Origin of the sequence: Acidovorax sp. (assembly GCF_047607405.1) — a bacterium.
Classification (GTDB): Bacteria; Pseudomonadota; Gammaproteobacteria; order Burkholderiales; family Burkholderiaceae_C; genus Acidovorax.
This window is the reverse complement of the sequence record NZ_JASGDA010000131.1, coordinates 1-17,420: the sequence shown is the minus strand read 5'-3', so window position 1 is coordinate 17,420 and position 17,420 is coordinate 1. Positions and strand designations below refer to the sequence as shown.

The 17,420-nt window shown below is 68.0% G+C and carries 15 protein-coding genes, 1 tRNA gene and 1 pseudogene; 6 read left to right on the top strand and 11 right to left on the bottom strand.

Translation table 11 applies throughout. From position 1 onward, the window contains the following. Positions 1–21: 21 nt before the first annotated feature. The 8 genes and pseudogenes from QM569_RS15680 to QM569_RS15645 all read right to left on the bottom strand — a co-directional run bounded on the left by QM569_RS15680 (position 22) and on the right by QM569_RS15645 (position 5,387). Positions 22–109 (bottom strand) — tRNA-Ser (locus tag QM569_RS15680). A 283-nt stretch (positions 110–392) separates the two neighbouring features. After that, positions 393–1,067 (bottom strand): urease accessory protein UreG, encoded by a 675-nt coding sequence (gene ureG, locus QM569_RS15675; protein ID WP_414988169.1) that lies wholly within the window; start codon positions 1,065–1,067, stop codon positions 393–395. Continuing rightward, a complete protein-coding gene (locus tag QM569_RS15670) occupies positions 1,064–1,762 on the bottom strand; it encodes an urease accessory protein UreF (RefSeq protein WP_414988207.1) in 699 nt (232 codons plus the stop codon). Before QM569_RS15670 ends, ureG begins: the two co-directional genes overlap by 4 nt. A 7-nt stretch (positions 1,763–1,769) precedes the next feature. Next, positions 1,770–2,285 (bottom strand): annotated as a pseudogene (ureE, locus tag QM569_RS15665) (urease accessory protein UreE); the annotation flags it as partial. 2 nt (positions 2,286–2,287) lie between these two features. Continuing rightward, positions 2,288–4,006, bottom strand: a complete 1,719-nt coding sequence (gene ureC / locus QM569_RS15660; RefSeq protein WP_414988168.1) for an urease subunit alpha — start codon at positions 4,004–4,006, stop codon at positions 2,288–2,290. Positions 4,007–4,166: 160 nt separating this feature from the next. Beyond that, a complete protein-coding gene (locus QM569_RS15655; protein ID WP_414988167.1) occupies positions 4,167–4,472 on the bottom strand; it encodes an urease subunit beta in 306 nt (101 codons plus the stop codon). Then, entirely contained in the window at positions 4,469–5,068 is a 600-nt protein-coding gene (locus QM569_RS15650) for a HupE/UreJ family protein (protein WP_414988166.1), read from the bottom strand. Before QM569_RS15650 ends, QM569_RS15655 begins: the two co-directional genes overlap by 4 nt. Positions 5,069–5,084: 16 nt before the next feature. Continuing rightward, positions 5,085–5,387, bottom strand: a complete 303-nt coding sequence (locus QM569_RS15645) for an urease subunit gamma (protein WP_414988165.1) — start codon at positions 5,385–5,387, stop codon at positions 5,085–5,087. 58 nt (positions 5,388–5,445) lie between these two features. Here QM569_RS15645 and QM569_RS15640 point away from each other — a divergent pair, with 58 nt between their 5' ends. Genes QM569_RS15640 through QM569_RS15625 form a run of 4 tightly spaced genes read left to right on the top strand, consistent with a single transcriptional unit; the run spans position 5,446 to position 10,508 of the window. After that, positions 5,446–8,823 (top strand): ATP-binding protein, encoded by a 3,378-nt coding sequence (locus QM569_RS15640; RefSeq protein ID WP_414988164.1) that lies wholly within the window; start codon positions 5,446–5,448, stop codon positions 8,821–8,823. Further along, positions 8,820–9,803 (top strand): response regulator, encoded by a 984-nt coding sequence (locus tag QM569_RS15635; RefSeq protein ID WP_414988163.1) that lies wholly within the window; start codon positions 8,820–8,822, stop codon positions 9,801–9,803. The genes QM569_RS15640 and QM569_RS15635 overlap by 4 nt, the downstream gene beginning before the upstream one ends. 40 nt (positions 9,804–9,843) lie before the next feature. After that, entirely contained in the window at positions 9,844–10,269 is a 426-nt protein-coding gene (locus QM569_RS15630) for a putative toxin-antitoxin system toxin component, PIN family (RefSeq protein ID WP_414988162.1), read from the top strand. Continuing rightward, a complete protein-coding gene (locus tag QM569_RS15625) occupies positions 10,266–10,508 on the top strand; it encodes a toxin-antitoxin system HicB family antitoxin (protein ID WP_414988161.1) in 243 nt (80 codons plus the stop codon). The genes QM569_RS15630 and QM569_RS15625 overlap by 4 nt, the downstream gene beginning before the upstream one ends. A 68-nt stretch (positions 10,509–10,576) precedes the next feature. On the opposite strand, the gene QM569_RS15620 is transcribed toward QM569_RS15625, so the two are convergent. Next, positions 10,577–11,266 (bottom strand): DUF3334 family protein, encoded by a 690-nt coding sequence (locus tag QM569_RS15620; protein WP_414988160.1) that lies wholly within the window; start codon positions 11,264–11,266, stop codon positions 10,577–10,579. A 153-nt stretch (positions 11,267–11,419) separates the two neighbouring features. Between QM569_RS15620 and QM569_RS15615 the strand changes: the two genes are divergently transcribed. Further along, on the top strand, positions 11,420–12,601 hold the full coding sequence (locus QM569_RS15615; RefSeq protein ID WP_414988159.1) for a DUF917 family protein: 1,182 nt from the start codon (positions 11,420–11,422) through the stop codon (positions 12,599–12,601). Positions 12,602–12,627: 26 nt separating this feature from the next. After that, positions 12,628–13,674 (top strand): diguanylate cyclase, encoded by a 1,047-nt coding sequence (locus tag QM569_RS15610; RefSeq protein WP_414988158.1) that lies wholly within the window; start codon positions 12,628–12,630, stop codon positions 13,672–13,674. Positions 13,675–13,700: 26 nt separating this feature from the next. Here the strand turns inward: QM569_RS15610 and QM569_RS15605 are convergent, their stop codons facing one another. After that, entirely contained in the window at positions 13,701–16,343 is a 2,643-nt protein-coding gene (locus QM569_RS15605; RefSeq protein ID WP_414988206.1) for an EAL domain-containing protein, read from the bottom strand. 37 nt (positions 16,344–16,380) lie between these two features. Then, the coding region (ftsY, locus tag QM569_RS15600) for a signal recognition particle-docking protein FtsY (RefSeq protein WP_414988157.1) at positions 16,381–17,420 on the bottom strand (1,040 nt) is incomplete at its 5' end.

Below are 17,420 nucleotides of genomic sequence, written 5' to 3'. Positions count from 1 at the left end.
TTTGCGTGAAGGGGGGAGGGGTGGCGGAGACTGTGAGATTCGAACTCACGGACGGTTGCCCGTCGGCAGTTTTCAAGACTGCTGGTTTAAACCACTCACCCAAGTCTCCGCAAAGGCGGCTGGCATTTTAGCTGGCAGAGAGCGGGTTCATGATTTTTTATGGGGTTCGCAGGGCAGCAAACGGCCACGATCTAGGCGCACGCCGCAGCCCATGCTGTAGTGGCCTGGGCAAGGCGGGGAACGACGAGCGTGGCCGTTTGCTGCCCTGCCCGAAGGGTTGCCCCGCAAAGGCAGCGTCTGCCGCGTTGCAAATCCTCGCCGGGCCGCCAGCCCGTCTGCGGTTTGCGCCTCGCAGCCACTGCCTTTGCGGGGGCAACGAACCCCATAAAAAATCATGAACCCGCTCTCAGCATGCCCCGCGCCTCGATGAAGGCCACCACCTCGTCCAGCCCCGTCAGGGTTTTGAGGTTGGTCATCACGAAGGGCTTGAGCGCGCCCTGCGCATTGGTGCGCATGCGCACGGTGTCGGCGTGCATCACGTCGAGGTTGGCGCCCACGTGGGGCGCGAGGTCGGTCTTGTTGATGACGAACAGGTCGCTCTTGGTGATGCCAGGGCCGCCCTTGCGCGGGATTTTTTCGCCAGCGGCCACGTCGATCACGTAGATGGTGAGGTCGGAGAGTTCAGGGCTGAACGTGGCGGCCAGGTTGTCGCCGCCGCTCTCCACAAACACGATGTCGGCGTCAGGATGCTCGCCCAGCATGCGGTCGATGGCTTCGAGGTTGATGGAGCAGTCCTCGCGGATCGCCGTGTGCGGGCAGCCGCCCGTCTCCACGCCCAGGATGCGCTCGGGCGGCAGCGCGCCGCTGACGGTGAGCAGGCGCTGGTCTTCCTTGGTGTAGATGTCGTTGGTGATGGCGATGAGGTCGTAGTCGTCGCGCATGGCCTTGCACAGCATCTCCAGCAGCGTGGTCTTGCCTGAACCCACGGGGCCGCCGATGCCCACGCGCAGCGGGGGCAGGGGCTTGGTGCGGTTCGGAACGTGGTGCAGGTGGGGCGTCGTGGTCATGATCGGAATAGGCGTGAGTACTGGGTTTCGTGCCGGGCCGAGAGGATGGCCAGCATGGGCGAGAAGGCTTGGCGTTCATCGTCGGCCAGGCCGATGGCGTGATCGGCGGCGGCGGGGATGGCCTGGGCCAGCCGGGCCAGGATGCGCTGGCCCGCGCTCTGGCCCAGGGGCATGGATTTGAGTGCGGCCTGCACCATGTTCTCGGCCCAGCCGAAGGCATAGGCCAGCAGCACGTCGCGGGCCGGGGCTTCGGTGAAGGCGGCGGCCAGGGCGAAGGCCACGGGGTAGGTCGGGGGCAGGGCGGCGAGCCACTGCACGTCGCGCAGGCGCGCGTCGTCGCCCTGGTGCTGGTTGCGCAGCCAGTCGGCCAGCGACCGGCCCATTTGCTCGGACTGCAAGCGCAGCTCGCTCGTCTCACGCGTGTGCAGCACCCAATCGTTGAGCGCGTGGATGCGTTCATGGCCCGCATGCCGCCATGCGTGCAGCGCCTGCGCCACCACGGCCATGTCGCAGCGTGCCTGGGCGATGTGCAACTGATCCAGCAGCCATTCGGCCACGGCGGCTTCGGATGCGAGGCCAGTGTTCTCGATGGCGCTTTCCAGCCCTTCGGAATACGAGAAGCCGCCCACCGGCAGCGCGGGCGATGCGAGCCAGATGAGTTGCAGCAGGCTCGCGGCAGGCAGCGCGCCGGTCATCCTGTCAGTGTGAATGGGCGTGGCCGTGGTCATGGTCGTGCCCATGCCCATGTCCATGCGCGTGGTGCCCCCCCGCATACGCGCCGCCCTCGGGCTCGAAGGGCAGGTTCTCCGCCACGACGATGAGGTGCATGGCGCGCAGCATGTCGGCCAGCACGTGGTCGGGCTCGATCTTCAGGTGGCCGGGCTGCAACTCGATGGGCACGTGGCGGTTGCCCAGGTGGTAGGCGGCGCGGGTCAGGTCGAACGGCGTGCCGTGCTGCGGGCAGTGGGTGATGACCAGCACCGGCTGCGGTGCGGCCAGCACGCGCACCAGCGAGCCGTCCTCGGCCACCAGCACGTCGCCGCCGCGCACCAGGGTGCCGCGCGGCAGGAACACGCCCAGCTCGCGGCCCGTGGAGTCGGTGGCGGAAAAGCGGCTTTTCTGGCGCACGTCCCAATCGAGTTCGACGGTGGGAGCGCGTTTCAGGAGTACGGGCGCGAGGCCCTGGCCTTGGGAGATGAGTTTGCTGGCGGTAATCACGGTTAGAACAAAAAGTAGCGCTGCGCCATGGGCAGCACCGTCGCAGGCTCGCAGGTCAGCAGTTGCCCGTCAGCGCGCACGGTGTAGGTCTGCGCGTCGATCTCCATGCGCGGCGTGTAGCCGTTATGCACCATGTCGCGCTTGCGCACGTTGCGGATGTTGCGCACGGCGCTCAATGGCTTGGCGAGGCCGAAGCGCTCGCCAATGCCTGCACTCAGCCCCGCTTGCGAGACGAAGGTGAGCGAGGTTTTGGCGATGGCCCCGCCGAACGCGCCGAACATGGGGCGGTAGTGGACAGGCTGGGGCGTGGGGATGCTGGCATTCGGGTCGCCCATGGCGGCCAGGGCGATGAAGCCGCCCTTGAGCACCAGCGCGGGCTTGACGCCGAAGAAGGCGGGCTTCCAGATCACCAGGTCGGCCCATTTGCCCACTTCCACCGAGCCGACTTCGTGGCTGATGCCGTGGGCGATGGCGGGGTTGATGGTGTACTTGGCGACGTAGCGCTTGATGCGCGTGTTGTCGTTGCGGGCGCTGTCGCCCGCCAAAGCGCCGCGCTGCGCTTTCATCTTGTGCGCGGTCTGCCAGGTGCGCAGGATGACTTCGCCCACGCGGCCCATGGCCTGGCTGTCGCTGCTCATCATGCTGATGGCGCCCAGGTCGTGCAGGATGTCTTCGGCGGCAATCGTCTCTTTGCGGATGCGGCTCTCCGCAAAGGCCAGGTCTTCGGCGATGCTGGCATCGAGGTGGTGGCAGACCATGAGCATGTCCACGTGCTCGTCCAGCGTGTTGCGCGTGTAGGGCATGGTGGGGTTGGTGGAGCTGGGCAGGAAGTTCTCCTCGCCCACCACGCGCAGGATGTCGGGCGCGTGGCCGCCCCCCGCGCCTTCGGTGTGAAAGGCGCAGATGCCGCGCCCGCCGACGGCGGCGATGGTGTTTTCGACAAAACCGCTTTCGTTGAGGGTGTCGCTGTGGATCGCCACCTGCGTGTCGGTTTCGTCGGCCACGTCGAGGCAGTTGCTGATGGCGCTGGGCGTGGTGCCCCAGTCTTCGTGCAGCTTCAGGCCGATGGCCCCTGCGTTGATCTGTTCATGCAGCGCGCCGGGCAGGCTGGCGTTGCCTTTGCCGAGAAAGCCCAGGTTCATGGGAAAGGCGTCCGCCGCCTGCAGCATGCGCTGCATGTTGAACGGGCCGGACGTGCAGGTGGTGGCCAGCGTGCCCGTGGCCGGGCCAGTGCCGCCGCCGAGCATGGTGGTGATGCCGCTGGCCAGGGCTTCTTCGACCTGCTGGGGGCAGATGAAGTGGATGTGGCTGTCGATGCCGCCTGCGGTGACGATGTTGCCTTCGCAGCTGATGACTTCGGTGCCGGGGCCGATGATGATGTCCACGCCCGGTTGGGTGTCGGGGTTGCCTGCCTTGCCTATCGCTGCGATGCGGCCGTTTTTCAGGCCGATGTCGGCCTTGACGATGCCGGTGTGGTCGATGATGAGTGCGTTGGTCAGTACCGTGTCCACCGCGCCCTCGGCGGTAGAGCGCTGCGATTGGGCCATGCCGTCGCGGATGGTCTTGCCGCCGCCGAACTTCACCTCCTCGCCGTAGCTGCCTGCACGCAGGGTGTGGTCGGCCTCTACTTCCAGGATCAGGTCGGTGTCCGCCAGCCGCAGGCGGTCGCCCACGGTGGGGCCGAACATCTCGGCATAGGCGCGTCGGGCGATGGTTGCCATGGTGCTTAGTCCTGTTGGGACTTACGCAAATAAGGATGCACAGCTGACGTATCCCTGGGAGATGTGTCTTGCATGAACCTGTTTTGCGTAAGTCATTCCTATTTTGATAGCTGCCAGCGCTTGCTGCATAAGCGCTAGAGGCCGATTTGGCTTGTATTTTCTAGAGCGGGCCTTGCATCAGTCCACGGAAGCCATAGACGGTGCGCTCGCCCGCGTAGTCCACCAGTTCCACCGTGCGTTCCTGGCCCGGCTCGAAGCGCACCGCCGTGCCGGACGCGATGTTCAGCCGCATGCCGCGTGCGGCGTCGCGGTCGAAGCCGAGGGCGCCGTTGGTCTCGGCAAAGTGGTAGTGCGAGCCGACCTGGATGGGGCGGTCTGCCGTGTTGCGCACCACCAGCGTCAGCGTGCGGCGGCCCGTGTTCAGGGCGTGTTCGCCGGGGTCGATGAGGAGTTCGCCGGGTGTCATGTCATTTGCAGCAGAAGGGCACCGCCAAAAGCCGCCACGCCCGCACCGGCGGCGCGTGCCAGCCACACGTGCCGCTGGCGCAGCGCCCAGCCTGCGGCCAGGCCCGCGCAGTGCAGCAGCACGGTGGCGAGCAGCATGCCTGCCAGCGTTTGCCACGCCTGGCCGTCGCCCGCCAGTTCGTAGCCGTGGGCCGCGCCGTGGAAGAATGCGAATGCGCCCACGCCCAGCGCGGCGACGATGCCCGGCACGCGCAGGCGCGTCGCTACGAGCAGGCCGGTCGCCAGCAGCGATGCGGCGATCATGGGCTCCACCGCAGGCACCGCCACCCCTTGCAGGCCCAGCACCGCGCCGACGAGCAGCAGCGCGGCGAAGCCCAGCGGCCCCCAGAGCAAGTCCGGCCCGGCGCGGCGCGCGGCCAGGGCGCTCCACAGGCCCACGGCCACCATGGCGGCCAGGTGGTCCATGCCCAGCAGCGGGTGCAAAAAGCCGTCGATAAAGCTGTTGTGGCTGTGCGATTGGGCACCAATATGGGCGCTGGCGCTGATGGATAAAGCGCTGGCAGCTATGAAAAGAGTAGCTTTGTGGTAGGGGCGCATGCGGGCGGGTCTCCGGTCAGACGATGGGTTGGTGTACGGTAACGAGCTTGGTGCCGTCGGGGAAGGTGGCTTCCACCTGGATGTCCGGGATCATCTCGGCCACGCCGTCCATCACGTCGGCGCGGGTGAGCATGGCGCGGCCTTCGCTCATCAGCTCGGCCACGGTCTTGCCGTCGCGCGCGCCTTCCATCACGGCGGCGCTGATGAGGGCCACGGCCTCGGGGTAGTTGAGCTTCAGGCCCCGGGCCTGGCGGCGCTCGGCCAGCAGGGCGGCGGTGAAGATCAGGAGCTTGTCTTTTTCACGCGGAGTGAGTTCCATGGGGTTTTCATACGCAAACCCCGTGCCTGCGGGCATGGAATCTGCACCAGCAAGGGGCATGTCCGCCCAGCCCACGCCCACCGATGCCGCGCCGCCCCAGCAGGTGGTCAAGGTGCGCCGCGACTACAACAGTTGGGTGGCGACGGAGACCATGGAGGACTATGCCCTGCGCTACACGCCGCAGCGCTTTCGCAAGTGGTCTTCATTCCGTGTGGCGAACACCGCGTTCGGCGCGGCCTCGTTCCTCATCCTCGAAGCCGTGGGCGCGACGCTGCTGGTGCAGTACGGCTTTATCAACGCCTTCTGGGCCATCGTGGCGACGGGGCTCATCATCTTCCTGGCGGGGCTGCCGATCAGCGTGTATGCGGCGCGCTACGGCGTCGATATGGACCTGCTCACGCGCGGCGCGGGCTTTGGCTACATCGGCTCCACGCTCACCTCGCTGATCTACGCATCGTTCACCTTCATCTTCTTTGCGCTTGAAGCTGCGGTCATGGCCTATGCGCTGGAGCTGGCGCTGGACATCCCGCCCACCTGGGGCTACCTCATCTGCGCCATCGTGGTGATTCCGCTGGTCACGCACGGCGTGTCGGCCATCAGCCGCCTGCAGGTGTGGACGCAGCCGCTGTGGCTGGTGATGCTGGTGGTGCCGTTCGCCTACGTGCTCATGCGCGATCCTGGTGCGTTCGAGGGCGTCATGCACTACGGCGGTGAATCCGGTCAGCGCGCGCAATTCAGCATGCCCTTGTTTGGTGCGGCGCTCACCGTGGGCATTGCGCTCATCACCCAGATGGGGGAGCAGGCGGACTACCTGCGCTTCATGCCCGCGCGCACGCCCGCCACGCGCTGGCGCTGGTGGCTGGGCGTGCTGGCGGGCGGGCCGGGCTGGGTGGTGCTGGGCGTGGTCAAGATGCTGGGCGGCGCGCTGCTGGCCTACCTGGCCATCACGCACATGGTGCCGGTGGAGCGGGCGGTGGACCCCAACCAGATGTACCTGGCGGCGTATGAATACGTGTTCCCGCGCTACGGCTGGGCGGTGGCGGCCACGGCGCTGTTCGTGGTGGTGTCGCAGATGAAGATCAACGTGACCAACGCCTACGCGGGCTCGCTGGCGTGGAGCAACTTCTTCTCGCGCCTTACGCACAGCCACCCGGGGCGCGTGGTGTGGGTGGTGTTCAACACGCTGATCGCCTTCATGCTGATGGAGATGAACGTGTTCCGCGCCATGGGCGAGGTGCTGGGGCTGTACTCCAACATCGCCATCGCGTGGATCATGGCCGTGGTGGCCGACCTGGTGGTGAACAAGCCGCTGGGCCTGTCGCCCAAGGGCATCGAGTTCAAGCGGGCGCATTTGTATGACATCAACCCCGTGGGCGTGGGGGCCATGGCGCTGGCTTCTGTCGTGTCCATCAGCGCGCACCTGGGGCTGTTCGGGCCACTGGCGCAGGCGTTCTCGGCGGTGATCGCCATGGCCGTGGCCTTTGTCACAGCGCCGCTGATTGCGTGGATGACGAAGGGGCGCTACTACATCGCCCGCCCTGCAGCACCTTCGCACGGCACGCAGCGCTGCGTGATCTGCGAGCGCGAGTACGAGGCGCCCGACATGGCCCAGTGCCCCGCCTACCGGGGCGCCATCTGCTCGCTGTGCTGCACGCTGGATGCGCGCTGCGGCGACCTGTGCAAGCCCGATGCGAGCATGGCCGTGCAGTGGTCGGCGGCATTGCGCTGGGTGCTGCCGCGCGCGGTGTGGCGGTATCTGGACACGGGGCTGTCGCACTTCCTGCTGCTCATGCTCGTCATCGCGCCGCTGCTGGCCGCCGTGATGGGGCTGCTGTACCACCAGGAACTGGGCACGGGCGAATTGCACGAGGTCGCGCACGCGGCGCTGCGCTCGGGCTTGCTGAAGGCGTACCTGGCGCTGCTGGTCATCTCCGGCATCGTCGCATGGTGGCTGGTGCTGGCGCACAAGACGCGGCAGGTGGCGCAAGAGGAATCCAACCGCCAGACGGGCCTGCTGGTGCGCGAGATCGCGCTGCACCGCCAGACCGATGCCGCGCTGCAAACGGCGCGCCGCGTGGCCGAGCAGGCGCAGCAGGCGGCCGAGGCGGCCAACCAGGCCAAGAGCCGCTACATCAGCGCCATCAGCCATGAGATACGCACGCCGCTCAATTCCATCCTGGGCTACGCGCAGTTGATGGGCGAAGACCCCGCCGTGCCGCCGCACCGCAAGCAGGCGGTGCATGTGATTCGGCGTGGGGGCGAGCATTTGCTGTCGCTGATTGAAGGCACGCTGGACATTGCCCGCATCGAATCCGGCAAGCTCGCGCTGGATGTGGCCCCCATGCGCTTTGCCGATGGCCTGCACGAAATCGCCGCGCTGTTTGAACTGCAAGCCGCAGCCAAGGGCCTCGCCTTCCAGTTCGACGTGCAAGGCACCATCCCCGAAGTCGTGCGTGCCGACGACAAGCGCTTGCGCCAGATCCTCATCAACCTGCTGGGCAACGCTGTCAAGTTCACCACGCAAGGCACCGTCACGCTGCGCGTGCGCTATGCGCGGGAGATGGCGCGCATCGACGTGGAGGACACCGGGCCGGGCCTGAGCGCCGACGAAATCGACCGCATCTTCGAGCCCTTCACCCGCGCAGGCGCTGCCGCAGCCCCCGGCGCGGGCCTGGGCCTGACCATTGCCAAGATGCTCACCGCGCTGATGGGCGGCGAACTTTCCGTCACCAGTCAACCCGGCAAGGGCGCGGCCTTCCACGTCAAGCTCTTTCTGCCCGAGGTGCATGCCGATGTGCCGCCCAAAGCCGTCACCGCGCAGCGCCGTGGCTACGCAGGCGAGCGCCGCCGCATTCTGGTGGTGGACAACGAGGAACCTGACCGCGAACTGCTGGTACACCTGCTGGAGCCGCTGGGTTTTGAATTGCGCCAGGCCGCCAGCGGCCACGACGCGCTGGACTTGCTGGCCGCAGGCTACCGCCCCCATGCCGTGTTCATGGACTTGGCAATGCCCGGCATCGACGGCTGGGAAACCCTGCGGCGGATGAACCTGCCGGATGTGCAATGCGCCATCGTCTCGGCCAACGCCTTCGACAAGGCGCTGGACAACGATGTGGGCATCAGCCCCCAGGATTTCTTCGTCAAGCCCGTGCGCCACAGCGAGTTGTTGAACTGGCTGGAGCGCCGCCTCAACCTGCAATGGCTGCACGACGCAGAACCCGCCCCCCCGCCCGCCGAAACCCCCATGACCGTTCCCGACGAAGCGACATTGACCCCCTTGCGCCAAGCCGTGTCCTTGGGCTACTACCGCGGCATTCTCAACGCGCTGGACGCCATAGAGCGTACCCACCCCGCCCACGCCGACTTCGTGCGCGCCATGCGGCAGATGGCCCGCGAATTCCAGTTCGACGCCATGGCCCGAGTGCTTGAAACATGACCCCCATCCTTGACCGCACCGACAGCGACGTGGTTCTCATCGTGGACGACGTGCCCGACAACCTCGCCGTGCTGCACGACGCCCTCGACGAGTCCGGCTACACCGTGCTGGTGGCAACCCACGGCGAGGCCGCCTTGCAGCGCGCCGCGCAAGCCCTGCCCGACATCGTTTTGCTCGACGCCATGATGCCCGGCATGGACGGCTTCGAGGTCGCCCGCCGCCTGAAAGCCACGCCCGCCACCGCCCACATTCCCATCATCTTCATGACCGGCCTGACCGAGACGGAACACCTCGTCGCGGCGCTGGAGGCAGGCGGCATCGACTACGTCACCAAGCCCATCAAGCCCCGCGAAGTCATGGCCCGCATGGGCGTCCACCTGGGCGCGGCGCGCAAGGCACGGCAGGACGCAACCCAGGCCACCGAAGCCCGCAACGCGCTGGACGCCTTCGGCTACGCCAGCATCACCGTGCGCGCAGCCGATGGCCGCATCACCTGGCAGACCCCGCTGGCGCGCGAGCTGCTGCACGCCTACTTTGGCGACGCCGCGCCCTATGTGCCCGAAGCCGTGCAAACCTGGCTGCGCCGCCACGTCATCGGCGCAACCCCCTCGGTCATCGACCCGCCGCGCCTTGCCATCGAACACGGCGCGCGCCGCCTCACGCTGCGCCTGCACCAGCAGGCGGGCGACAGCGAGGGCGGTGGCGACTGGCTGATCGTGATGCGCGAAGTCTCCGACGCGAAGATCATCGAATCCATGGCCCTCGCCTTCAAGCTCACCGCCCGCGAGGCCGAGGTGCTGTACTGGGTGGTCAAGGGCAAGATCAACCGCGACATCGCCGACATCCTGGGTGCCAGCCCCGCCACGGTGAAGAAGCACCTGGAGCGCATCCACGCCAAGCTGGGCGTGGAGACGCGCACGGCTGCAGCGGCGATGGCGTTGGGGCGGATACGGCAGTTGCACCCGCAGTTTGAAGGGTAGGGTACTCTTTGGTGCAAAATGTGGTACTGTCTGTAATACCATGAATCCTAGGGCAGTGCTGGACACCAACGTGCTCGTCGCGGCCTTGCGCTCGCGCCAAGGCGCGTCGTTTGCGCTGCTGTCGCGCCTGCCGAAGCAGCAATTCCAGCCCGTCGTCAGCGTTCCGCTGATGATGGAATATGCCGATGTGCTGTCCCGACCGGGACGGGTTCCCGTATCTGCGTCGGCGGTCGAGGCCGTGCTGGACATGGTCTGCCGCGAGAGCCTGCACCAGCCCATTCACTTTCTATGGCGACCGCAACTGCGCGACCCCAAAGACGACATGGTGCTGGAAGCCGCCGTGAACGCCCAGGCGCGCTACCTCGTCACCCACAACCTGAAAGACTTTGCCCAGGGCCGTTTTGCCGGTCTGGCCATCGTCACCCCCGGCCAATTCCTGAACCTGCTTGACGGAGTGCATCCATGACCACCCTGAGCGTGCGCCTGCCCGATTCCCTGCACCGCAATGCCCGCCTCTATGCCGAGCGCGAGGGCACTTCGCTGAACCAGCTTCTTGCCACGGCGCTGGCCGAAAAGCTGGCCGCGCTGGGGGCCGAGGACTACCTGATCGAACGCGCCCGCCGCGCCAGCGATGCAGCTTTTGCCGAGGCACTGGCGCAGGTGCCAGACGTGCCGCCGCAGGCGGGGGACGAGCTGCCGCGCTAAGTTTTTAGATAAAAAATGCCTCCAGCGCTTATGCAGCAAGCGCCAGCAGCTATCATTTTTGAGTAAAACTACATCCCCAGCGACCGGAGCAGCGCCTCCGTGTCGTCCTGCCCGCCAGGCGGCGGTGGGGCAGGGACGGAGGGGGCGGCCTGCGATTCGGCCATCAGCGCATCGGGGTCGGGCGCTTCCTGCGCCTCGAAGTCGTAGAGCTTGATGAACTCCGTGCGGTCGATCGCCAGCTCCAGGTAGAAGATGTTGTTGTTGCTGGTGTAGAAGGTCACGCGCCGCGCCTCGGGCTTGTCCAGGTTGGCGTCCACGCTCAGTTGCACCTGCTTGTTCAGCACCAGCATCTTGGGCTGGTTCTGCGTGATGTGGGTCTGCAGCTCGCGGCGGATCTTGCTCGTGAAGTCGCCCGCCACCTGGTTCATCAGCTCGCCCATCACGTTGGCGACCTCGTCGGACGTATAGGACGTGGCCAGGTCGTCGCGCGACATGCCCATGTTCAGCAGGTAGCGCTCGTACAGCTCCATGGCCGACTGGGCCGAGAAGTTGATGATGACCAGCCCCGAGAACCCACCGTCGAACAGCACGAAGCAGCCGATGTCAGGCCGCAGGCAGGTCTTGCTGATGCGCTGCACCATGCCCGAGTAGTGGATCTGGCTGTGCGTCGCCACGCCCAGCACCCGCGTGACGGAGTTGCACAGGCTGATGAGCAGGTCTTCGGTGCCGTAGGTGGCGTTTTTGTCGGGGGAACTCATGGTGAGGCGGTGATGAGAGACGATACGGCGCACAGCATAGGCCATGGCGCCGCCGCAGGCCAGCGCGCCAACACCGCGCCGGATGGCGCCGATTGACTTTCACCCGGGCCCGCGTATCGTGCCGTTCATCCAGCAAGGCGGGGGGATGCGCAGGTGGGCAATGTCTATTCCTATGGGTTCAACGATTTCCAGGCCATCGCGGCCGGGGCGGCCGTCCTGGCCAGCGGCGGCGGGGGCAGCTACCACGACGCCTGCGCCATCCTGCAGGAGCTGAACTACCTGGGCTGGCGCGGCACCGTGACCGTGCGCGACTATGACGGCGCCACCGATGCCTGCGTGCTCGCCATCATGGGTTCGCCCGACGCGGCGGACGGCCTGACCCTCTCGGCGGTGCGCAACTGCGTCAACAACACCGTGGCCGCGTTGCAGGCCGCCACCGGCATGCGCACGGGCGCCTTCATTCCCGTGGAGATCGGGCCGATCAACTCGCTGGTGCCGCTCATCGGCGCCGCCATGTCGGGCGGCATCTGGGTGGTCAACGGCGACGGCGCGGGCCGGGCCGTGCCCGAGCTGCCCCAGACCACCTTCACCGGCAAACCGGCGCTGGCGCCGTGCCCAGCGGCGCTGGCGAGCGATGCGCCAAGTCCTGCCGAGGTGGAATCGGCCGTGTTGGGCGCGTCCACCGCCGCGCGCGTGGAGACCCTGGCGGGCGGGGTCGTCGGCGGCTTTGGCGGGTACGCGGGCATCGCCATGTGGCCGTCGAACGCGGGCAACGGGTACGCGCTGTCCGGCAGCTACATCCCGGGCACGCTGGAGCAGGCGCGCGCGCTGGGCCAGCGGATGCTGGAGTCCGCCGCGCCGCTGTCCACGGCGGCGGTGGCGGCGGGCATCCAGGACATCACGGGCCGCACCGCGCGCCCGGTGCTCACCAACTTCTACATCACCGCGGTCACGCAGTCCACGTCCAGCGCGTCGCTGGACTCCGGCATCATCCGGCTGGACAATGCGCAGGACCCCGCCCGCAGCACCGAAACGCACTACCTGTACAACCTCAACGAGAACCTGATCATGTACTCGGCGTCGAGCACCACCCCCGACATCATCGCGCCCGATTCGATCTGCTACTACTCCGAAAGCACCGGGCGGGGGTTCTCCAACGCGAGCGACGACCTGGCCCGGTATTTCGACCCCGCGACGGGCCGCAGCACGGGTAACATGGTGAGCGTGATCTTCGTGCGCACCGCCCCCCAGCTCTACAACACGCCCGGCGTGTTGGCCTCGTTCGCCGCGCTGCTGCGCGACATCGGCTATGCCGGCGGCATGCCCCCTGCATGACGGAGCCTCCGGCACAGCGAACCGCCATGCGTGAAGAGGACTTGAACAAGGAACGGCTGGAACTGGCGCTGGAGGCTGCGGGGCTGGACCTGTGGGAGAACGACCTCGTCACCGGCAAGGTCACGCGCAAGGCGACCAAGACCTTCCTGGAGCTGGGCTTCACCGAGGCCGAAACGGCTTCCGTAGTGCAGGACATCTACAGCCTGTTCCACCCCGACGACGTGGAGCGGGTGCAGCAGGCCGTGAACGACCACCTGAGCGGCGTCACGCCGCAATACCGCTGCGAGTTCCGGCTGCGCGCCAAGAGCGGCGCATGGATCTGGTTCGCCAACTACGGTCGCATCATGGACGGCCACGGCCAGAGCGGCGGCCCGGCGCAGGGTGGCGCGCGGGGGCGGCGGTTCATCGGCGTCACCTTCAACATCGACGACCGCAAGCGCCGCGAGGACGAGATCGCCCAGGTCAACCGCCAGCTCACCGAGCAAAACCGCCTGCTGCAGCAGCTCAACGCCGCGCTGGAGCGCCTGGCCGCCCACGACGCGCTCACCGGCCTGGCCAACCGGCGCACGCTGATGGAGCTGGGCGCCAACGAATGCCTGCGCGCGGCGCGGTTCAATCACCCGGTGTCGCTGCTGATCCTGGACATCGACCTGTTCAAGCCCGTCAACGACGTGTGGGGCCACCTCGCGGGCGATCGCGTGATCTGCGCCGTGGCGGACGCGTGCGCGGCGCGCAGCCGCAGCGGCGTGGACATCGTGGCGCGCTTCGGCGGCGAGGAGTTCGTCATCGTCCTGCCCGAGACGGACGGGCCCAGCGCCCTGTGCATGGCCGAGTCGCTGCGCCTGGAGGTGGCGGCGCTGCGCGTACCGGTCAACGACGAAGGCGCGCGCCTGTCGGTCACGGTGAGCATCGGCGTGGCGACGCTGTGTACCCAGGGCCCGCGCTCGGACTTCGAGGACCTGGTCAACCGGGCCGACAAGGCGCTCTACCGCGCCAAGGAAGCGGGCCGCAACACCGTGCGCTGCGCGGGGGACGCGCTGCACGGCGGGGCGATGGCCGTGCCCGCCGCCTGACGGGCAGTGCGGGAACTGGCGGGCGGCTACCGCCGCGCCATCTGCTCGAAGTCTTCCAGCGCCAGCGGTCGCCCGAACAGGTAGCCCTGGAAGGCGCGGCAGCCGTGCGCCAGCAGGAACTGGTGGTGCTCGGCGGTCTCCACGCCCTCGGCCACCACGTCCAGGCCCAGGCTGTCCGCCAGCGTGATGATGGCGCGGGCGATGGCGGCGTCGCTGGGCGCCTGCAGCGCGTCGCGCACGAACGCCTGGTCGATCTTGATCTGGTCCAGCGGCAGGCGCTTGAGGTAGGACAGCGACGAGTAGCCCGTGCCGAAGTCGTCCAGCGACAGCCCCAGGCCGTGCGAGCGCAGCGCGCGCATGGTGGCGATGGCGCTGTCCACGTTGCGCAGCAGCAGGCTTTCGGTCAGCTCCAGCTTGATCTGCGCGGGGTTGGCGCCGGTGTTGCGCAAAAGCTCCAGCACCTGCGCCACGAAGTCATCGTGCAGGAACTGGCGCGCGCTCACGTTGATGGCCAGCGACAGGTGGGCCAGGGCCGGGTCCTGCCGCCAGCGGGCCTGTTGGCGCAGGGCGGTTTCCATCACCCAGTGGCCCAGCGGCAGGATCAGGCCCGATTCTTCCGCCAGCGGGATGAATTCCACTGGCGACACCATGCCGCGCGCGGGGTGCCGCCAGCGCACCAGGGCCTCGGCGCCGGTCACGCGGCCCTGGCTGTCCACCTGGGGCTGGTACAGCAGGTGGAACTGCGCCTGCCGCAGGCCGGTGTGCAGCTCCGTCTCCAGTTGCGCGCGCCGGTTCACGGTCTGCTGCATGTCGGGGTCGAAGAAGCGCAGGGTGTTGCGCCCGGCGTCCTTGGCGCGGTACATCGCCATGTCGGCCTGCTTGAGCACCTCGTCGATCGAGTCGGGCATCCGGTCCAGCAGTGTCACGCCAATGCTGGCCGTGCCGTGGTAGGTGCGGCCCGCCAGTTCGTAGGGCTGGCGCAGGCTGTCCAGGAAGCGCTCGCACAGCGCGCGGGCCTGGGCAGCGGCCTCGTGCGGGCCGGGGCCGAGGCGCTGAAGCACGATCACGAACTCGTCGCCGCCCAGGCGCGCCACGGTGTCCTGCGCGCGCACGCCGACGCAAAGGCGCAGGGCGGCTTCGCGCAGCAGCAAGTCGCCCACCTCGTGGCCCTGGGTGTCGTTGAGGGTCTTGAAGTTGTCCAGGTCCAGGAACAGCACCGCCGTGGTATGGCCCGCGCGCGCACCGCTGGCCAGTGTCTGGCGCAGCCGGTCCACCAGCAGGCGGCGGTTGGGCAGGCCGGTGAGCGCGTCGTGGAAGGCCAGGTGGTGGGCTTCTTCCTCGGCGGCCTTGCGGCCCGAGATGTCGATGTCGATGCAGAACATCTCCGGCGGGTGGCCGGGCACGTGGACGAAGGCGTGGCTGGAGAAGACGTGGACGGGCGTGCCGTCCTTGTGCTGCAGCTGCAGCTCGTCCGCCGGGATCACCTCGCCGGTGGCGAACATGTGGGCGATGGCCCCGCGCACCCCGTCGTGCATGGGCGGCGGGATGATCAGGTCCAGCAGGTTGCGGCCCAGTGCCTCGTCGGCGGTGTAGCCGTAGATGCGCTCGGACGCGCGGTTCCAGTACGTGGTGGTGCCGTCCTGGCGGTAGCCCTGCACCGAGATGGACGGGATGTCGCGCAGCACGGTGCGAAAGCGCAGCTCCGACTCGCGCAGCGCGCTTTCCGACAGCTTGTGCTCGGTGACGTTGCGCGCCAGGAAGACCACGGCGGGGCGCTCGTCCGCAGTGGTCTCCATGCGCAGCATGCGGGCATCGAAGTGGTGCGTCGTGCCGTGCAACTGCAGCTCGTATTCGATGCCGTGCGCGTGGCCGGAGCGCAGTGCCTCGCCGACCAGCGCCAGCAGGCGGTCGGCCACCGGCGTGGGCAGCACCTCGTGCATGCGCTTGCCGACCAGGCCCCGGGCGTCGCCGGTCGGCAGCGTCTCGTTGGACGACAGCGCATCCACGTAGCGGCCCTCGTCGTCGATCACCAGCAGCAGGTCCGGGATGGCCTGCGTGATGGCGTGCAGCCGCGCCGCCGTGCGCCGCAGGGCGCGGTCGGTTTCCAGCCGCTGCTCCACGCCGCGCAGCAGCAGGCCCAGCAGCACGGTGGCGATGGTGAACGTGACCAGCATGGGCCAGGCCACGTTCTGGTTGATATGGCGCACCACGTCGGCGGGCAGCCATTGCAGCAGCCCCAGCATGCCCACGTGCAGCAGCAGCCCGAAGACTGCCAGCGTACCCGGCCCCACGTCCAGCAGCCCGCGTGCGCGGGCCTGGCGGTAGGCCAGCCCGGCCAGGGTACACATCAGGATCACCTGTGCGCTGGTGGCGGCCCCCGCGCCGCCCAGCCACAGCCGCGTGGCAAGGGCCATGGCCGCCGCGATGGCAGCCACCACCGGCCCGCCGAACAGCCCCGCCATGCCCAGCACCACCGAGCGCGGGTCGATGAAGACGCCCGGCGCGATCACGGCGGGCGCCAGCATGCCCACCACGCAGATGCCGCCGAAGATCAGGCCCGAGAACACCTGCCTCACCAGTGAGCGCCCCTGCCAGTACCGCACGTTGAAGCCGTACAGATAGCACAGCGCCAGCAGCAGCGCGACACCTTTGACGAGTTCGATGTACAGCACTAGGGGGCCTTGGGGTGGTGTGTAGGAACCGCCGCTAGGTTAACAGCGCCTGCGCGAACTCGCGCGCGCTGAAGGTTTCCAGGTCTTCGAGCTGCTCACCCACGCCGATGAAATAGACGGGTATGGGCCGCTCCTGCGCAATGGCGGCCAGCACGCCACCCTTGGCCGTGCCGTCGAGCTTGGTGACGACAAGGCCCGTGAGCGAGAGCGCGTCGTCGAAGGCACGCACCTGGGCCAGCGCGTTCTGGCCGGTGTTGCCGTCGATGACCAGCAGCACCTCGTGCGGGGCCGTGGAATCCGCCTTGGCGATCACGCGGCGGATCTTCTTCAGCTCTTCCATCAGGTGCAGTTGCGTGGGCAGGCGGCCTGCCGTGTCCACCAGCACCACGTCCTTGCCGCGCGCCTTGCCTGCGGTGACGGCATCGAAGCTCACGGCGGCCGGGTCGCCGCCGTCCTGGCTGACGATCTCCACCGTGTTGCGGTCGGCCCACACGCCCAACTGCTCGCGCGCCGCCGCGCGGAAGGTGTCGGCCGCTGCCAGCAGCACGGTCGCGCCTTCGCCCACCAGGTGGCGCGTGAGCTTGCCGATGGAGGTGGTCTTGCCCGCGCCGTTCACCCCCGCCACCATGATGACGGTGGGCGTGTGGCGGCCGATGACCAGCGGCTTCTCCAGCGGGCGCAGCAGGTCGGCCAGCGCGTCGGCCAGCAGGGCCTTGACGGCGGCGGGCTCCGTGGCCTTGGCTTCCTTCACGCGGCGTTTCAGGTCGGCCAGCAGGTGCGTGGTGGCCTTCACGCCGGTGTCGGCCATCAGCAGGGCTTCTTCCAGCTCTTCATACAGCGCGTCGTCGATCTGCGTGCCGGTGAAGACGGTGGCGATGCTGCTGCCCGTCTTGCGCAGGCCGGACTTGAGGCGGTCGAGCCAGCCCGCGCGCCCGGCGGGGGCCGGGGCGGGCGCAGGAACGGGTACGGCGGCCGGCGGCTGGGGCACCGCGGCTGGCGGTGTTTCCACTTCGGGCGGCTTGGCGGCGAATGGATTGCGCAGCCAGCCAAAGGCCGTGGGGGCGGGTTCAGCGG